The sequence below is a fragment of the Sphingomonas sp. MJ1 (PH-R8) genome, assembly GCF_048058635.1.
In the GTDB taxonomy this organism is placed as follows: Bacteria; Pseudomonadota; Alphaproteobacteria; order Sphingomonadales; family Sphingomonadaceae; genus Sphingomonas.
Genome location: NZ_JBBEFX010000013.1, coordinates 18,305 through 33,515 on the forward strand (window position 1 = coordinate 18,305; position 15,211 = coordinate 33,515).

The 15,211-nt window shown below is 69.9% G+C and carries 14 protein-coding genes; 10 read left to right on the forward strand and 4 right to left on the reverse strand.

Annotated features, from left to right (window positions below; genetic code table 11):
* Window position 1 precedes the first annotated feature (1 nt).
* The 3 genes from VPH46_RS11785 to VPH46_RS11795 all read right to left on the reverse strand — a co-directional run bounded on the left by VPH46_RS11785 (window position 2) and on the right by VPH46_RS11795 (window position 3,603).
* The gene (locus VPH46_RS11785) at window positions 2-640 is read right to left on the reverse strand and encodes an XrtA/PEP-CTERM system exopolysaccharide export protein (RefSeq protein WP_129340693.1); all 639 of its coding nucleotides are present in this window, start codon (window positions 638-640) and stop codon (window positions 2-4) included.
* A 192-nt stretch (window positions 641-832) separates the two neighbouring features.
* Window positions 833-2,071: a pyridoxal-dependent decarboxylase, exosortase A system-associated gene (locus VPH46_RS11790; RefSeq protein WP_416611430.1), complete on the reverse strand. Its 1,239-nt coding sequence runs from the start codon at window positions 2,069-2,071 to the stop codon at window positions 833-835.
* Window positions 2,068-3,603 carry an acyl-CoA ligase (AMP-forming), exosortase A system-associated gene (locus VPH46_RS11795; RefSeq protein ID WP_416611432.1) on the reverse strand — a complete coding sequence of 512 codons (1,536 nt, stop codon included), beginning with the start codon at window positions 3,601-3,603 and terminating at the stop codon, window positions 2,068-2,070. The genes VPH46_RS11790 and VPH46_RS11795 overlap by 4 nt, the downstream gene beginning before the upstream one ends.
* A 113-nt stretch (window positions 3,604-3,716) precedes the next feature.
* On the opposite strand from VPH46_RS11795, the gene VPH46_RS11800 reads away from it, so the two are divergent.
* The 3 genes from VPH46_RS11800 to VPH46_RS11810 are packed head-to-tail and all read left to right on the forward strand — an operon-like array spanning window position 3,717 to window position 5,568.
* Window positions 3,717-3,989 (forward strand): acyl carrier protein, encoded by a 273-nt coding sequence (locus tag VPH46_RS11800; protein WP_416611434.1) that lies wholly within the window; start codon window positions 3,717-3,719, stop codon window positions 3,987-3,989.
* Entirely contained in the window at window positions 3,986-4,789 is an 804-nt protein-coding gene (locus tag VPH46_RS11805; RefSeq protein WP_416611435.1) for a hypothetical protein, read from the forward strand. The genes VPH46_RS11800 and VPH46_RS11805 overlap by 4 nt, the downstream gene beginning before the upstream one ends.
* Window positions 4,774-5,568 (forward strand): hydrolase 1, exosortase A system-associated, encoded by a 795-nt coding sequence (locus VPH46_RS11810; RefSeq protein ID WP_416611437.1) that lies wholly within the window; start codon window positions 4,774-4,776, stop codon window positions 5,566-5,568. Before VPH46_RS11805 ends, VPH46_RS11810 begins: the two co-directional genes overlap by 16 nt.
* An 18-nt stretch (window positions 5,569-5,586) precedes the next feature.
* On the opposite strand, the gene trxB is transcribed toward VPH46_RS11810, so the two are convergent.
* Window positions 5,587-6,555, reverse strand: a complete 969-nt coding sequence (gene trxB, locus VPH46_RS11815) for a thioredoxin-disulfide reductase (protein ID WP_416611439.1) — start codon at window positions 6,553-6,555, stop codon at window positions 5,587-5,589.
* Between the two features lie 158 nt (window positions 6,556-6,713).
* Here trxB and VPH46_RS11820 point away from each other — a divergent pair, with 158 nt between their 5' ends.
* The 7 genes from VPH46_RS11820 to VPH46_RS11850 all read left to right on the forward strand — a co-directional run bounded on the left by VPH46_RS11820 (window position 6,714) and on the right by VPH46_RS11850 (window position 15,185).
* Window positions 6,714-7,316 carry a peptidylprolyl isomerase gene (locus tag VPH46_RS11820; protein WP_416611441.1) on the forward strand — a complete coding sequence of 201 codons (603 nt, stop codon included), beginning with the start codon at window positions 6,714-6,716 and terminating at the stop codon, window positions 7,314-7,316.
* Between the two features lie 158 nt (window positions 7,317-7,474).
* The gene (locus VPH46_RS11825; RefSeq protein ID WP_416611443.1) at window positions 7,475-9,850 is read left to right on the forward strand and encodes a TonB-dependent receptor; all 2,376 of its coding nucleotides are present in this window, start codon (window positions 7,475-7,477) and stop codon (window positions 9,848-9,850) included.
* Between the two features lie 141 nt (window positions 9,851-9,991).
* Window positions 9,992-10,753, forward strand: coding sequence for a sulfite exporter TauE/SafE family protein (locus tag VPH46_RS11830; RefSeq protein WP_125960400.1), 762 nt, complete (start codon window positions 9,992-9,994; stop codon window positions 10,751-10,753).
* Window positions 10,754-10,818: 65 nt separating this feature from the next.
* A complete protein-coding gene (locus VPH46_RS11835) occupies window positions 10,819-11,541 on the forward strand; it encodes a sugar phosphate nucleotidyltransferase (protein WP_416611445.1) in 723 nt (240 codons plus the stop codon).
* The gene (locus tag VPH46_RS11840; RefSeq protein ID WP_416611447.1) at window positions 11,541-12,668 is read left to right on the forward strand and encodes a hypothetical protein; all 1,128 of its coding nucleotides are present in this window, start codon (window positions 11,541-11,543) and stop codon (window positions 12,666-12,668) included. Before VPH46_RS11835 ends, VPH46_RS11840 begins: the two co-directional genes overlap by 1 nt.
* Before the next feature lie 46 nt (window positions 12,669-12,714).
* Window positions 12,715-13,845 carry a CDP-alcohol phosphatidyltransferase family protein gene (locus VPH46_RS11845; RefSeq protein ID WP_416611449.1) on the forward strand — a complete coding sequence of 377 codons (1,131 nt, stop codon included), beginning with the start codon at window positions 12,715-12,717 and terminating at the stop codon, window positions 13,843-13,845.
* Complete coding sequence (locus VPH46_RS11850) at window positions 13,842-15,185, forward strand: lipopolysaccharide biosynthesis protein (protein ID WP_416611451.1); 1,344 nt, start codon at window positions 13,842-13,844, stop codon at window positions 15,183-15,185. Before VPH46_RS11845 ends, VPH46_RS11850 begins: the two co-directional genes overlap by 4 nt.
* Window positions 15,186-15,211: the final 26 nt, after the last annotated feature.

A 15,211-nucleotide genomic window follows, 5' to 3' on the forward strand; every position in this document is an offset into this window, starting at 1 on the left:
TTTAGAACATGGTTTCCGGGATGATAATAACATCCCCCGGCGCCAGCCGCACGTTCGCGGAAGTGTCGCCGTCCTTCAGCAGGCTGGCGATGCGCAGGCCATATTCCTGCTGCTTGCCGGTGGTCCGGTCATAGCGCACCAGCCGCGCGCGATTGCCGGCCGCGAACTCGTTCACGCCGCCGACCGCGATCATCGCGTCGAGCAGCGTCATGTTGGCGCGGTACGGCAGCGATGCCGGCTTCTCGGTGGCGCCGACGACGCGCACCTGCTGGCTATAGGTGCCGGAGAAATTCTCCACGATCACCGACACCAGCGGGTCCTTGATATACTCGCCGAGCGCGAGCTTCATGTCCTGGGCGAGCATCGCCGGCGTCTTGCCGACGGCCGGCATGTCGCTGATGAGGGGCGTGGTGATGCGGCCATCGGGGCGGACCTGCACCTTTGCCGAGAGCTCCGGGTTGCGCCACACGAAGACGTTGAGCTGGTCGAGCGGGCCGATCACATAATCCTCGCCCGGCGTCTCCTGCGCGGTGACGAAGGGCGCGGCCGGCAGTTCGGGGCGGGTCGCGGCGCATCCGCCCAGCAGCGTCGCTGCCATGGCCATGATGCCGGCCACCGCCGGGAAACTGTGCACGCGCATATCGAACCCCTCGCTCCATCACCCGCCGCCCAAGGGCGCAGGATCGTTGCTGCCCTATACCCGGCCTGGTAAAGATAGGGTTAGGTGGAAACCGGCGGCTCCCCAGGGTCGGCGTGCCATATCGGGAAGTTTCCTGATGCCCGCCTGCCGCACTCCAGCCCCCCAGGCCGTTCGGAAGCGGCTCAACGACCTTCAGGTCCGGCGGTTCCCCTGGACCACCAGCTCGCGCGCCGCCGGATGGCCGAGAAAGGCGGCCGGGCTGGCGGTCGCGCCATAGGCCCCGGCCAGGAAGATCGCGATGAGATCGCCCACGGCGACCGCGGGCAGAGCGACCTTGTCGGCGAGCCGGTCGAGCGGCGTACACAGGCAGCCCACGACGGAGGCGGTCTGGATGGCGGGCTCCGCCACGCGCCCGGCGACGGCAAGCGGGTAGTTGCGGCGCACGACCGTCCCGAAATTGCCGCTGGCGGCGAGTTGATGGTGCAGCCCGCCGTCGACGATCACGAACCGCTCGCCGCCGCTGTCCTTCACGTCGATGACGCGGGTGAGGTAGACGCCCGCCTCCCCCACCAGCCATCGCCCGAGCTCGATCGCAAACGCGCTGTCGGCCAGCACTGCCGCGCGCGTGGCGAGCGCTTCGCCGAGGGCGGTGCCGACCGCCGCCACGTCCACCGGCAGGTCGCCTGCGAAATAGGGAATGCCGAACCCGCCGCCCAAGTTGACGAGCGGGGGCGCGGCCCCGGCTGCGTCGGCCAGCCGGGCAGCGAGCGCCACGGTGGCGGCCTGGGTCTCGATGATCGCGGCGGTGTCGAGCGCCTGGGAGCCGGCAAAGATGTGGAAGCCGCGCCACGCTGCCCCGGAGGCGAGGATGGTGCGGACCAGCGCCGGCACGCGCGCCGCATCGACCCCGAAGGGCGACGCGCGCCCGCCCATCCGCATGCCCGATCCGCGCAGCTCGAAGTCCGGGTTCACCCGCACGGCAACACGCGGGGCGATGCCCAGCCGCTCGCCGATCGCGATCGCGCGGGCGACCTCTCCCTCGGACTCCGCGTTCAGGGTGGCGCCGGCCGCGATGGCGGCCGCGAGTTCGTCGTCGCGCTTGCCAGGGCCGGCGAAGCTGATCTCGGCGGCGGGCTTCACCGCCAGCGCCCGCGCCAGTTCCCCGCCCGAGGCGACGTCGAGCCCGTCGACCAGCGGCGCGATGCCGGCAAGCAGTTCGGGATGCGGGTTCGCCTTGATCGCATAGTGGATGCCGACGGCGGCCGGCAGCGCCCTTCGCAGCACGTCCACCCGCTCCGCGACGAGACCCAGGTCATAGACGAACAGCGGCGTGTCACCCGCGCGGGCGACCAGCGCCTCGGCGTCCTCGCCGCCGATCGCCAGCCGCTGCTGCCCGGCAAAGGCAGGCGGGATGGGGCCGATCGGCTTCATTGCGGCGTCTCCTGGAACTCGGCGAGCACGGCGGCGCGCAATCCGCTGCGGTCGAGCTTGCCGTTGGCGTTGCGCGGCAGCGCGTCGCGCCAGCGATAGTGGGCGGGCTGCTGAAAGGCGGGAAGCTCGCGACGCAGGCGCTCGCGCAACGCTGCCTCTGCCGCCTCGACCGGGCCGTTGGCACGCGCGACGACCAGCACTGCCTGGCCGAGCCGCGGATCGGGCACCCCGAACGCCGCCGCCTCCGCCGCCTCGCCGCCCGACAGCACCGCCTCCTCGACCTCGGTGGGGCTGATGCGGTTGCCCGCGCTCTTGATCATCTCGTCGTCGCGGCCGACGAAGCGAAGCAGGCCGTCCTGCCCCTTCACGACCGTGTCGCCGGACCAGACGGCGGTGCCGCCGTACTCGGCGAAGGCGGGCGCAGGCTGGAAGCGCCGCGCCGTACGTTCCGCGTCCTGCCAATAGCCCTGCGCCACCAGCGGGCCGGCGTGGACGAGTTCGCCAGGCTCTCCCGGCTGAGTCCGGCTGCCGTCGGGGCGCACCACCAGCACCTCGGCAAAGGGGATGGCGCGGCCGATCGCGTCCGGGGCGCCGTCCACCAGCGCGGGATCGAGGAAGGTCGAGCGGAATGCCTCGGTCAGGCCGTACATCGGGTAGAGATCGGCCTGTGGAAACCTCTGGCGCAGCGCACGAACCATCGGCGTCGTCAGCGCGCCGCCCGAGTTGGTGAGCCGGCGCAACCGGGCTGCCGTCTCGGCGGGCCAGTTCGCCTCCAGCAGCTGCGTCCACAGCGGGGGTACACCGGCCAGGCTGGTGATCCCCTCACGCTCCACCGCCTTCACCACATCGCGTGCGGTCAGATAGTCGAGCGGCACCACGCAGCCGCCCGCCGCCCAGGTGGAGAAGAGCTGGTTCTGCCCATAGTCGAAGCTGAGCGGCAGCACGCCGAGCACGCGGTCGGTGGGCGCGAGGCGAAGATAATGGGCGACCGAGATCGCGCCGAGCCAAAGGTTCGCGTGACTGAGCATCACCCCCTTGGGCCGCCCGGTCGAGCCGGAGGTATAGAGGATCGCGACAAGCGCGTCCGTGTCGGCGCGCGACGGCGGCAATGCTCCGGCCGCGTGGGCTAGCGCCTCCTCCTCCAGGGCGACTTCGCAACCCTGCGGGACGTCGCCCGCTTCCAGCAGCCCGGCACGTGTCGGCTGGGTCAGCAGCAGGGCGGCGCCGCTGTCGGCAAGGATATGCGCCACCTGTGCCCGCTTGAGCACCGGGTTGATCGGTACGTGTACCAGCCCGGCGCGGGCGGCGGCGAGCGGCATCAGGCAAGCCGCGCGGGACTTGGGCAGCCAGTTGGCGACGCGACTGCCAGGCGCCAGCCCCCGCACGTGGAGCCAGTGCGCGAGGCGGCCCACCGCCTCCTCCAGCGCTGCGTAGGAGAGCGTGCCATCCTTGCCCGCCAGCGCAGGCGCCGCCGGGCTTCCCCGCAACGGCAGCGTGTCCAGGGGTTGGGGCACAGGATCGAGCGGAACCATCGGCGAGCGCATAGCCGATGCCGTCGCCAAAGCCACGCCCGCATCACGCGCGCAGCTTGGCTTTCGGGCCTGCGCCCACTAACAGCGGGTCCAATCAGCAAGAGGAAAATCCCTTGGTTCCGGAACAGGCGAACGAGATCGAGAACACCTTGCGGGCCGTGCTGCGGGACGTGCTGGGCCTGTCGGCCGAGCGGGTGGCGGCGTTCGATGCGGAGACGCCGCTGTTCGGCGCGCTGCCGGAGCTCGACTCCATGGCCGTCGCAGGCGTGCTCACCGAGATCGAGGACCGGCTGGGGATCCTGATCGAGGACGACGACATCGACGGCGATACGCTGGCGACCTTCGGCTCGCTGACCCGCTTCGCCATGGGCAAGGCGGTGCATTGATCGACCGCTACGACTGGCCCGGCGGCACGGAGGCGATGCTTCGCTTCGGTCCCGCCAGCGGGCCGGTCGTAGTGCTTGCGCTGCCTCCCTTCGAGGAGGCGAACCGCACCCGCACGCTGATGGTGTCGGTGCTGCGCCGGCTGGCCGATGTGGGCATCGGCGGCGTGCTCCCGGACCTGCCGGGTCAGGGCGAGAGCCTGGCTGCGACCGAAGACGCCACGCTGGCGGACTGGCGCACCGCGTTTGCCGCATGCGTCGCGACGCTGCCCCAGCCTCGGTTCGCGGCAAGCATCCGAGCCGGTGCACTGGTCGACGGCGAAGCGGACGTTCAGGCGCGCTGGTCGCTGTCGCCGCAGACCGGCGCCGAGCTGTTGCGCGAGCTGAACCGCACCGCGCGTTCGGCCGGGACGCCGGAAGGCGCGGGAGCATCGCGCGAGGCGCAACCGACCTCAGGACACAACCGTATCCCTGCGCAGGCAGGGATCCAGGGCCAAGCAGAACAACGGCTTGCGGAGCAGAGAAACCCTGGGCTCCTGCCTGCGCAGGAGCACGGCGACGCAGGAGCCGCGATCGAGATCGCGGGCAACCGGATCGGCCTTCGCCTGCTTGATGCGCTCGCCGGGGCGGACATCGGCACGCCGGACAGGATCGTCCGGCTGGAGAGCGATGCCCGCGCGGCCCACCGCCGCCTCCCCTATCCGCCGCCCTGGCGGCGCGCCGAGCCGGAGGCGAATCCGGCGCTCGCGCAAGCACTTGCCGCCGACATTGCCGACTGGGTGCGAACGTGGCGCGCCGCCTGATCGAGTTCCCCTGCGCTGGCGAGCGGCTTGCCGCGACGCTGGACGCGGCGCCGGGCAGCACCGGGCTACTCATCGTCTCGGGCGGCAACGAGTTGCGGATCGGCGCGCACCGGGGCATGGCCCTGCTCGCGCAGCGGATCGCGGCCGGCGGGTGGCCCGTGTTCCGCTACGACCGGCGCGGCATCGGCGATTCGACGGGCGAGAACCGCGGCTTTGCCGACAGCCGCGCGGACCTCGCCGCCGCCGCAGCGGCATTCCGCGTAGAGGCACCCGACCTCACCCGCATCCTGGGCTTCGGCAACTGCGATGCCGCGACCACCCTGGCCCTGTTCCACCAAGCGGCGGGCATCGACGCGCTGCTCCTCGCTAATCCGTGGCTGGTCGAGAGCGAGGGCGACACGCCCCCGCCCGCGGCAGTCCGCGCGCGCTATGGCGAGCGGCTGCGGGACCCGAGGCAGTGGCTCCGGCTGCTGCGCGGGCAGGTCGATATGGGCAAGCTGGCACGGGGCGTGCGCGCGCTCGCTCGCCCGCGGTCGCGCGGACTTGCCGACCAGGTCGCCGCCAGCCTCGCCAAGAGCGAGGTCCCGGTCACGCTCCTGCTTGCCCGACGCGACAACACGGCGATCGCCTGCAACGACGCATGGCGCAGTCGCGCGTTCGACGCCGTGCGGGGCCGCATCCCCGTGCGGGAACACGACACCGCCAGCCACAGCTTTGCGCGCGCCGCTGACGCGGAATGGCTGCACGCGCGGGTGCGGGAGGCGCTGGCAGGCCTGTAGCCTGCCCGCGCCCGCCGCTTACTCGGCGGCTTCGGCGATCTTCTCGAAGTCCGCCTCGGCCAGGAAGCGCTCGGCATCGAGCGCGGCCATGCAACCGGTGCCGGCGGCCGTCACCGCCTGGCGATAGACCTTGTCGGTCACGTCGCCGCACGCGAACACGCCCGGCACGTTGGTGCGGGTCGAGCCCTTCTCCACGACGATATAGCCGTCCTCGTCCAGCTCGACGTGGCCGCGGAACAGCTCGGTCGCCGGGTGATGGCCGATCGCGACGAAGCCGCCGTCGACCTCGATCTGCGACAGCTCGCCGGTGACCGTGTCCTTGAGCTCGATGCCGACCAGCCCGGCGTTGCCACCGCCGTCGATGAACCGCTCCACCTTCTTGTTCCAGAGCACGCTCACCGCGTCATGCGCGAACAGCCGCTCCTGCAGGATCTTTTCGGCGCGGAAGCTGTCGCGGCGATGGATGATCGTCACGTCGGGCGAATGGTTGGTGAGGTACAGCGCTTCCTCGACGGCGGTGTTGCCGCCGCCGATCACCGCCACCTTCTTGCCGCGGTAGAAGAAGCCGTCGCAGGTCGCGCAGGCGCTGACGCCCTTGCCCTTCAGCGCTTCCTCGCTCTCGAGGCCCAGCCAGCGTGCCTGGGCACCGGTCGCGATCACCAGCACGTCGCCTTCATAGACGTCGCCGCCGTCGCCGATCAGGCGGAACGGCCGCTGGCTCACGTCCACCTCGACGATGGTGTCGTACATCATCCGCGTGCCGACATGCTCGGCCTGGGCCTGCATCTGCTCCATCAGCCACGGACCCTGGATCACCTCCGCGAAGCCGGGGTAGTTCTCGACGTCCGTCGTGGTGGTGAGCTGCCCGCCGGGCTGGATGCCCTGCACCACGATCGGGTTCAGGCCGGCGCGCGCGCCATAGATGGCGGCGGAGAGCCCGGCCGGGCCGGAGCCGAGGATCAGCATGCGGGTGGTGTGGGTGGTCATCTCTTTTCCGTCTCGAAACTGTCGCGCCATTAACGGCACCGCGGGGGCGACCGCAACATGGGGATGCGGCCACCGGTGTCCCAGCAAAGAAAAGCTCCGGCTGCGCAAAGCCGCGCGCCGGCTGGCGCCGCGGCGGCCGAGCGCATAGGCTGTACCCCATGTTGAAACGCCTGCTCCTGCTCGTGTCGGCGCTGTGCGCCGCGCCCGCCCTTGCCCAGACGCCCGCCGCAGCACCTCCCGCCGCCGAAACGGCGCGCGTGAAGGTCGAGACCAGCGAGGGCAGCATCGTGCTGGAGCTGGAAAAGAGCCGCGCGCCGATCACCACCGCCAATTTCCTGCGCTACGTCGACGAGAAGCGGCTGGACGGCACGGTCTTCTACCGCACGGTGCGGGTCACCCCGACCTTCGGCTTCGTCCAGTTCGGCGTGCAGAACGCCCCCAAGCGGGTGCTGCCACCGATCAAGCATGAGCCGACCACCCAGACGGGCGTGCGCCATGTCGACGGCGCGATCTCCATCGCGCGCCTGGCGCCCGGCACCGCGCAGGGCGACTTCACCATCAGCGTGGGCGCGCAGCCCTCGCTCGACGCCGACCCCAGCCGCGAAGGCGACAATCTGGGCTACGCGGCCTTCGGCCGGGTGGTCGAGGGGATGGAGGTCGTCCACCGCATCCTGAACGCGCCGGTGAGCGAAGGCGGCCACTTCAAGGGCGAGATGATCGCCGATCCCGTCCGCATCCTGTCCGCCCGCCGGATCGACTGACCTTCCGTTTCGGCGGAGCCGGCGCACCGGCCCGGCCCCGCCGAAACGGTGCCATCGCCCGTCCGATAGCCCTGCTTGTCGCTGGTAAAGCAGCATCCATGTTGATACTCCACTAAATCAGTGGAGATTGGCGCGGATAGACAACAGGGAGGTTGATTGTGCCGAGTTCGCTTGCGGTGATACTGGCGTTGCAGACCACGGCTCCGCTGGCGAGCACGGAGCCGCCCGCCCCGGCGGCCGAAGCCGTTGCGGCAGCCGAGGTGCAGGAGGCGCCCGCCGCCGAAGCCGCTGGAGGCGAGGACGTGGTGGTGACCGCCCGTCGTCGCGCCGAGCGCGCGCAGTCGGTGCCGATCGCGCTGTCCGTGCTTGGCGCCGAGCAGATCGCGCGCACCGGCACCTTCACCATCCAGCAGGTGTCGCAGCAGGCGCCGACGCTGCAATATACCTCGTCCAACCCGCGCAACACCGCGCTCAACATCCGCGGCCTGGGCGTGTCGTTCGGCCTTGCCAACGACGGCCTGGAGCAGGGCGTCGGCTTCTATGTCGATCAGGTCTACAACAGCCGCCCGGCCGCCTCCGCGTTCGACTTGCTCGACATCGAGCGGGTGGAGATCCTGCGCGGGCCGCAGGGCACGCTGTTCGGCAAGAACACCACCGCAGGCGCCGTCAACATCACCACCAAGTCGCCGAGCTTCACGCCCGAGGGCGAGTTCGAGGCGTCGGTCGGCACGCAGAAGTTCGGGCAGATCAAGGCGGCAGTGACCGGGCCGATCAGCGAGACGCTGGCGTTCCGCGTGGCGGCGGGCAAGACCACGCGCGACGGGTTCGTGCGAAGCACGCTCACCGGCCGCAACGTCAACGACCTCGACAACTTCGCCGTCCGTGGCCAGCTGCTCTGGCAGCCGAACGACGACGTGCGGGTGCGTCTGATCGCCGACTACAACCTGTCCGATGCCGATTGCTGCACCCAGGTCTATGCCGGCTATGGCGAGACGCTGCGGCCTGCCAACCGCCAGTTTCCGGCGCTTTCCGCCGCGCTCGGCTATCGTCCGCCGAGCCTCGACCCCTATGACCGGCTTGCCGACGCGGATGGCAAGCTGAAGGCGCGCTCCGAGATCGGCGGCATCTCGGCGATTGCGGATGTGGACCTGGGCAGCAGCACCCTCACCTCGGTCAGCGCCTATCGCTGGTGGGATTGGCAGCCGGCGAACGACCGCGACTATACCGCGCTCGACATCCTGCCGCAGTCGGCGAACCCGGTGCAGCAGGATCAGCTGAGCCAGGAGATCCGGCTCGCGTCCAACGGCCAGAACCGGCTCGACTACACGCTCGGCCTCTATGCCTATTACCAGGAGCTGCGCGGGCAGAACGTCACCGAATGGGGTTCGGACGCCGCCTTCTGGCTGCTGGGGACGCAGACGGCGAACGGCACCGCGATCCCGTCCAACCTGCTCGACGGCTACATCACCAGCTCGTCGGCGCTGTCGACCATCCAGAGCTACGCGGCCTTCGCGCAGGTCACCTGGCACATCACCGATACGCTGCGGCTGACGCCGGGGCTTCGCTACACCTATGAGCACAAGACCGCTGACTACGAAGCCGTCGTGTCCGGCGGCCTCCAGACCAACGACCCGGCGCTCCAGGCGGCCAAGCTCTCGATCTTCCGTCCGCAGGCCTATGACGTGAAGTTCAGCGACGACGCGCTGACCGGCGACATCAACCTGTCGTGGCAGGCGCGGCCGAACCTGCTCGCCTATGCAAGCTATGCCCGCGGCTTCAAGTCGGGCGGCATCAACCTGGCGGGCCTGCCGTTCAACGCCACCAACAACCCGGCGCTCGATCGCGCGATCGTCAGCCCGGAAAAGTCGCAGTCCTATGAGGTCGGCATCAAGAGCCAGTGGTTCGGGCGCAAGCTCACGGCCAACTTCGCCCTGTTCCGCACCGACGTGGACGATTTCCAGGCGAACGTGGTCGACACCGGTCCGGGCGCGCTGCGCGGCTATCTCGCCAACATCGATTCGGTGCGGTCGCAGGGCGCGGAGCTGGACCTGGTGCTGGCGCCGGTCTCCGGCCTCTCGGCCTATCTGCGCACCGCATTCACCGACGCCGACTATGTGTCCTTCGACAATGCCCCGTGCCCGCTCGAGCTGATCGCATCGGGGACGACGGTGTGCGACCTTTCGGGGAAGGATCTGCCGGGCACCTCGCGCTGGACCTTTTCCTATGGCGCGGAATATCGCCGCCCGACTGGCCTGAACGGCGACGCCTATGTCGGCATCGAGGGCCAGTCGCGCACCGGCTATTTCGCGGACGCATCGGATTCGAAGTACCTCCGCATCGACGGCTACACGACCATCAACCTGCGCGTCGGCTTCGCCGCGGATGCCGGCTGGGAAGTGTTCGGGCTGGTCCGCAACCTGTTCGACAAGGACTATATGACCCTGCTCACGCCGCAGTCGGGCAATTCGGGCATGTTCTCCGGCGTGCCGGGGGATCCGCGCACCGCCCAGGTGACGGCACGCTATCGCTTCTGAAGAAAGGGGGCGATGCCGGCGCGGTGGACGCGCTCCCCCGCCGCGCCGGCGTCCGACCGCCCGGACCAGTTTAAACCATATCTATGTTGTTGGGCGAACTCCGCCACGGCATGGTCGAACCGCAACAACAGGGAAGATGCCGTGGATCCTTCGTTCAGCGTAGAAGCGTTGCTGCCGTTCATTGCCGTGGGATTCGGGGCCCAGATCGTCGACGGGGCGCTCGGCATGGCGTTCGGCGTCATCTGCAACACGCTGCTGGTGGCGGTGATCGGGCTGCCGCCGGCGCGCGCGTCCGCCAACGTCCATGTGGTCGAGACCTTCACCACCGCGGTGTCCGGCATCAGCCACGTCCTGTCGGGCAACGTGGACAAGAAGCTGTTCCTGCGGCTGCTGATCCCCGGCGTCATCGGCGGCGTGAGCGGCGCCTATTTGCTGACCAACCTGGACGGCGATGCGGTGAAGCCGTTCGTGCTCGGCTATCTGGTGGCGGTCGGCATCTACCTGCTGATCCGCGGCATCCTGTTCCCGCCCAAGCACGCCAAGCCCAAGGTCGTCGAGCCGCTGGGCCTCGTCGGCGGGTTCCTGGATGCGGCGGGCGGCGGCGGCTGGGGCCCGATCGTCACCTCCAACCTGCTGGTGCAGGGCGTCGAACCGCGCAAGGTGGTCGGGACCGTGAACAGCGTCGAGTTCTTCCTGACGCTCACCGTCTCGGCGACCTTCATCTACCATCTGGGCATTCGCGACTTCGCCACCGCGACGCTCGGGCTGCTGATCGGCGGCATCGTCGCGGCGCCGTTCGGCGCGGTGATGGCCAAGCGCATCCCGACCAAGACGATGCTGATCCTGGTCGGCACGGTGCTGACGATCACCAGCACCTATGGCTTCATCCGCGCGCTCGGCTGAGGCGGCGGAGCGCCCCTGGCGCCGCCGAAGCTGACAAGCGCAGGCCCAGCGGCTAAGGCGGGGGCATGAAAGCGGTCATCCTGAGCGCGGGCTATGGCTCCCGGCTGCTGCCCCTCACCATGGAAATCCCCAAGTGCCTGGTGAAGGTGCAGGGACGCGAGATCCTGCTGCAACAGTTGACCGCGCTTGCCGACGCGGGGATCGAGGAAGCCGCGGTCGTCGTCGGATATCGCCACCGGCAGGTGCGCCAGTTCGTCGCCGAACGCGCGCTGCCGTTGCGCGTCACGACGGTGTTCAATCCGTTCTGGTCGGTGAGCAACAGCATCGGCAGCGTGTGGGTCGCCCGCGCGCACCTGCTGGAGCCCTTCTGCCTCCTGAACGGCGACACGGTGTTCGAGCAGGCGGTGCTGAGCGAAGCCCTGCGCCAGCCGCCGCCCGGCATCGGCCTGGTCGTGGAGCCGATCCGCGGCCCCGTGCTGGACGACATGCGGGTCGCCGTGGCGGACGGCCGCGTGACGGCGGTGGCCAAGGACCTGGACAGCGCGCGCACCACCCACCGGTCGCTGGGCGTCATCACCAGCACCGGGGATGACGGCGCCTATGCCCGCGCGCTGGAGACGGTGATCGAGCGCGACAGCGGCCACGCCGCCTATCATCACGCGATCGTCGCCGAACTGGCGGCGACTGTCGGCGTCACCGCCATCGAGCATCACGCCGGCAATTGGCAGGAGATCGACCGGCCCGAGGACATCGACACCTGGGGCACGGCGCAGGGGGCGCCCGCCTGATGCAGGACCGGGTCGCCTTTCTGTTCCTGGGCGAAACATTGCTGATCCCGCACCTCTTCCCGATCGTGGAAGCGCTCTCGGACCTCGCGCCGGAGCTGCCGCAGGACCTGTGGGTCAGCACGTCGATGCACGAGGCGCTGATCGGCGGCTGGCTCGCCGAGCGGCCGCACGCGCCTATCCGCATCCGCCGCGCGCCCGGCTTCCGCACGGTTGCGGTCGACGCGGGTACGAACCCGCCGCTCCCGCCCAAGCTGCCGATGCTCGCCGGGCTTGCCCCGCGCCTGGCCCGGGTGCCCGTCGCCGTCTGTGCCGAGCAGACGAGCCTGTGGCTCCCGCGGGTGCTCCCGATCCTGCCGACGCGCTTCGTGAAGACCTCGCACGGGGTCGGCTCGATGAGCGCGCGCGACGACCGCCGCCGCCGCGCGGCCTGGCGAACGCTGGTGCCGAGCGAGCGCGAGCGCCAGACCTACCTGGTGCGAGGCATGCCGCCGGAGCGGATCGTCGCCACCGGCTACGTGAAGGCAGGGTTCCGCCAGCGCAGCTATGCGACGCCGGACTTCGCAGAGGACCGCCCGGTCCTGCTCTACAATCCGCATTGGCAGCAGCACCGCTCCTCCTGGTGGCGCTGGGGCGAGCAGATCGTCCGGCAGGTGCTCGCCGAGGGCAGGTGGAACCTGATCTTCGCGCCCCACCAGCGGCTCGTCGAACGCGCACCCGAGGTTCGCGCGTTGTACGAGGAACTGAAGGGCCGCGGCGACACGCATTGCGACTACCAGAGCTTCGCCGCGGTGGACGGCAGCTACACCGCGGCGGCCGACGTCTACCTGGGCGACACCTCCAGCCAGGTGCTGGAATTCCTGGTGCGGCCGCGTCCGTGCGTGTTCCTGAACGCGAGTGGTGCGCATTGGCAGGACGATCCCTCCTACGCGATGTGGGTCGCCGGCGAAGTGGTGGACAGCCTCGATGGCGTCCTGCCCGCCCTCGCCCGCGCCGGGACCGAGCACCCGCGCTTCGCGGATGCGCAGGCGGCGCTCGCGAGCGATTCGCTGGGCGACACCAGCGGCGCTGCACCGACGCGCGCCGCATCTGAAATCCTGGGCGTATTGGCGGGGCGCCACTCCGGATGACGGCTTTCCTCTCGCAATCGGCGCACGATCGGGTATCGGCCCGGATATGACACCCAAGGATGCCCAGCCCCGGCCGGCAGTCACGCCCGTCGGCAGCAACCCGACGCTGCTGTGGGGCATGACCAACGAAGAGCGCGTGCGGCGGATCGCCGCCTCGCGCGACATGGCCTTCACCGACCAGCCGACCGGCCCGACGATCCTGGTCAATTTGCGGTTCGCGTCCGATCCCGTCTGGATCGCGCACCTGACCGGCAGGCCGGGAACGCTGGTGAGCCGCAACGGCGTGCCTGCGCTCGCCCATGTCACGAACGCCGCGCAGCGTGAGGCGGTGCTCGCCGCGATGCAGGCGCAGGCACCCGTTCCGCTCGACGCAGGCATGGACGAGATCCGGGCCGAGGCCGAGGAAGGCATCTTCAACGAGGCGCTGCGCAAGCGCGAGCAGCCGTTCGTCGAACTGCTGGTACCCGAGGCGGTGCCCGGCATCGAGCGGGCGAGCTACACCGGCGCCTACAAGGGGGTGACCGACCTCCTCACCAAATATCTCTGGCCGGAATGGGCGTTTGCCCTCACCCGCATCGCCGCACGGCTGGGGATCACCCCCAACCAGGTGACCGCCGCCGGCAGCGTGCTGTGCATCGTCGCGACGGTCGCCTTTTGGCACGGCTGGTTCTGGACCGGCCTCGGGACAGGCCTCGTCTTCATGGTGTTCGACACCGTGGACGGGAAACTCGCGCGCTGCACGATCACCGCGTCCAAGCTCGGCAACGCCTGGGACCATGGGGTCGACCTGGTCCACCCGCCCTTCTGGTGGTGGGCCTGGGCCGCAGGCTGTGCCGATTACGGCCGGCCGCTCACCGACCAGATGTTCTGGCTGGTGATCGGCACGATGCTGTTCGGCTATGTCGCCCAGCGGCTGATCGAGGGCGCGTTCATCGTCCGCTTCGGCATGCATATCCATGTGTGGGAGCGGTTCGACAGCTGGTTCCGGCTCATCACCGCGCGGCGGAACCCGAACATGGTCATCCTGTTCTTCCTGCTGCTGGTGCAGCGTCCCGACTGGGGCATCATCGGGGTGGCGGCCTGGACCGCGATCTCGCTGGTGGTGCACCTGGTTCGCCTGTTGCAGGCGATGTGGGCGGCCCGTCACGGCGAAAGGATCACCAGCTGGCTCGCGTGAACCCGTTCGCCGCGCGCACCGGCACCCCGCGCAAGGGGCTCGGCAGCGTCGCGCACAATCTGGGATGGCTGCTCGCCGGGCGCGGCGTCACGGCCGTGCTGTCGCTCTTCTACCTGGCGATCGTGACGCGCACGCTGGGCGTGACCGACTTCGGGCGCTTCTCGATCATCGTCGGCGCTTCGCAGGTGCTGGTCGCGCTGGTGGGCTTCCAGACCTGGCAGATCATCGTCCGCTACGGCACCGCCCACCGTTCGGCGGGCGACCTCGACCGGCTGGGACGGCTGTTCCGCGCCTGCACCGCCCTCGACGCGACGAGCGCCGTGGTGGGCGTGGGCGTCGCCGCGACGATCCTGAGCCTGTGGGGCGAGATGCTGGGCATTGGCCCGACGCTGTGGCGGGCGACCTTCATCTTCACGATCATCCAACTGCTGTCGCTGCGCTCCACGCCGCTCGGCATCCTGCGGCTGAACGACAATTTCTCGCTGGCGGCACTTGCGGACAGCGCCACGCCGGTGGTGCGGCTCGTGGGCGCGGGCCTGGTCGCGCTGATCCACCCGACGCTGCAGGGCTTCCTGGTCGCGTGGATGGCGGCCGAGTTGCTGACGGCCACTGCCTATTGGCTCATGGTCGCACGGACGGGCAACCTGCGGCTGATGCGCCGCCACGGCCACGGCCTGCGCGCGGTGGTGACCGACAACCCCGGCATCGTCCAGTTCGCGGTCAGCACCAACGCCAATGCGACCTTCACTCTGTCCAGCAAGCAGTTCCCGCTGCTGCTGGTGGGCGGCGTCGCCGGCACCACCGCGGCGGGCGAGTTCCGGCTGGCGGTGCAGCTGGCACAGGCGATGACGAAGCTGTCGCAGCTCCTCGCCCGCGCCGCCTTTCCGGAGATCGTGCGTTCGATCGACGCGGGCGGCCTGCGCAAGGTCGGCCGCTTCCTGGTCCGCTCGGTCTCGGTCGCGACCTTGGTCGCCGCGCTGGTGTTCGGGCTTCTGCTGCTGGGGGGGCAGCATGTGCTGGCACTGGTCGGCGGATCGGAGTTCACCAACGCCTATTCCAGCCTGTTGTGGCTGACGGCAGCGGGCTGCATCGACCTGTGCACCGTCGGCTTCGAGCCGGTGCTGATGGCCGCCAATCGCGCCGGCAGCGCCTTCTTCGTCCGGCTGGCAGCCACGGGGACCATGTTCGCGGCGGCATTCCTGCTCTCGCCCAGCATGGGGGCGAACGGCATCGCGGCCGGGGTGCTGATCGCCTCGGTCGTCACGGCCGTGCTGCTGGCGTTGATGCTCGGCCTCGCGATCCGGCGGGACCGGCTGCGGACCGAAGGGGCGGTGGCATAGGCCCCGCCCATCTCCCGTTCATCCGG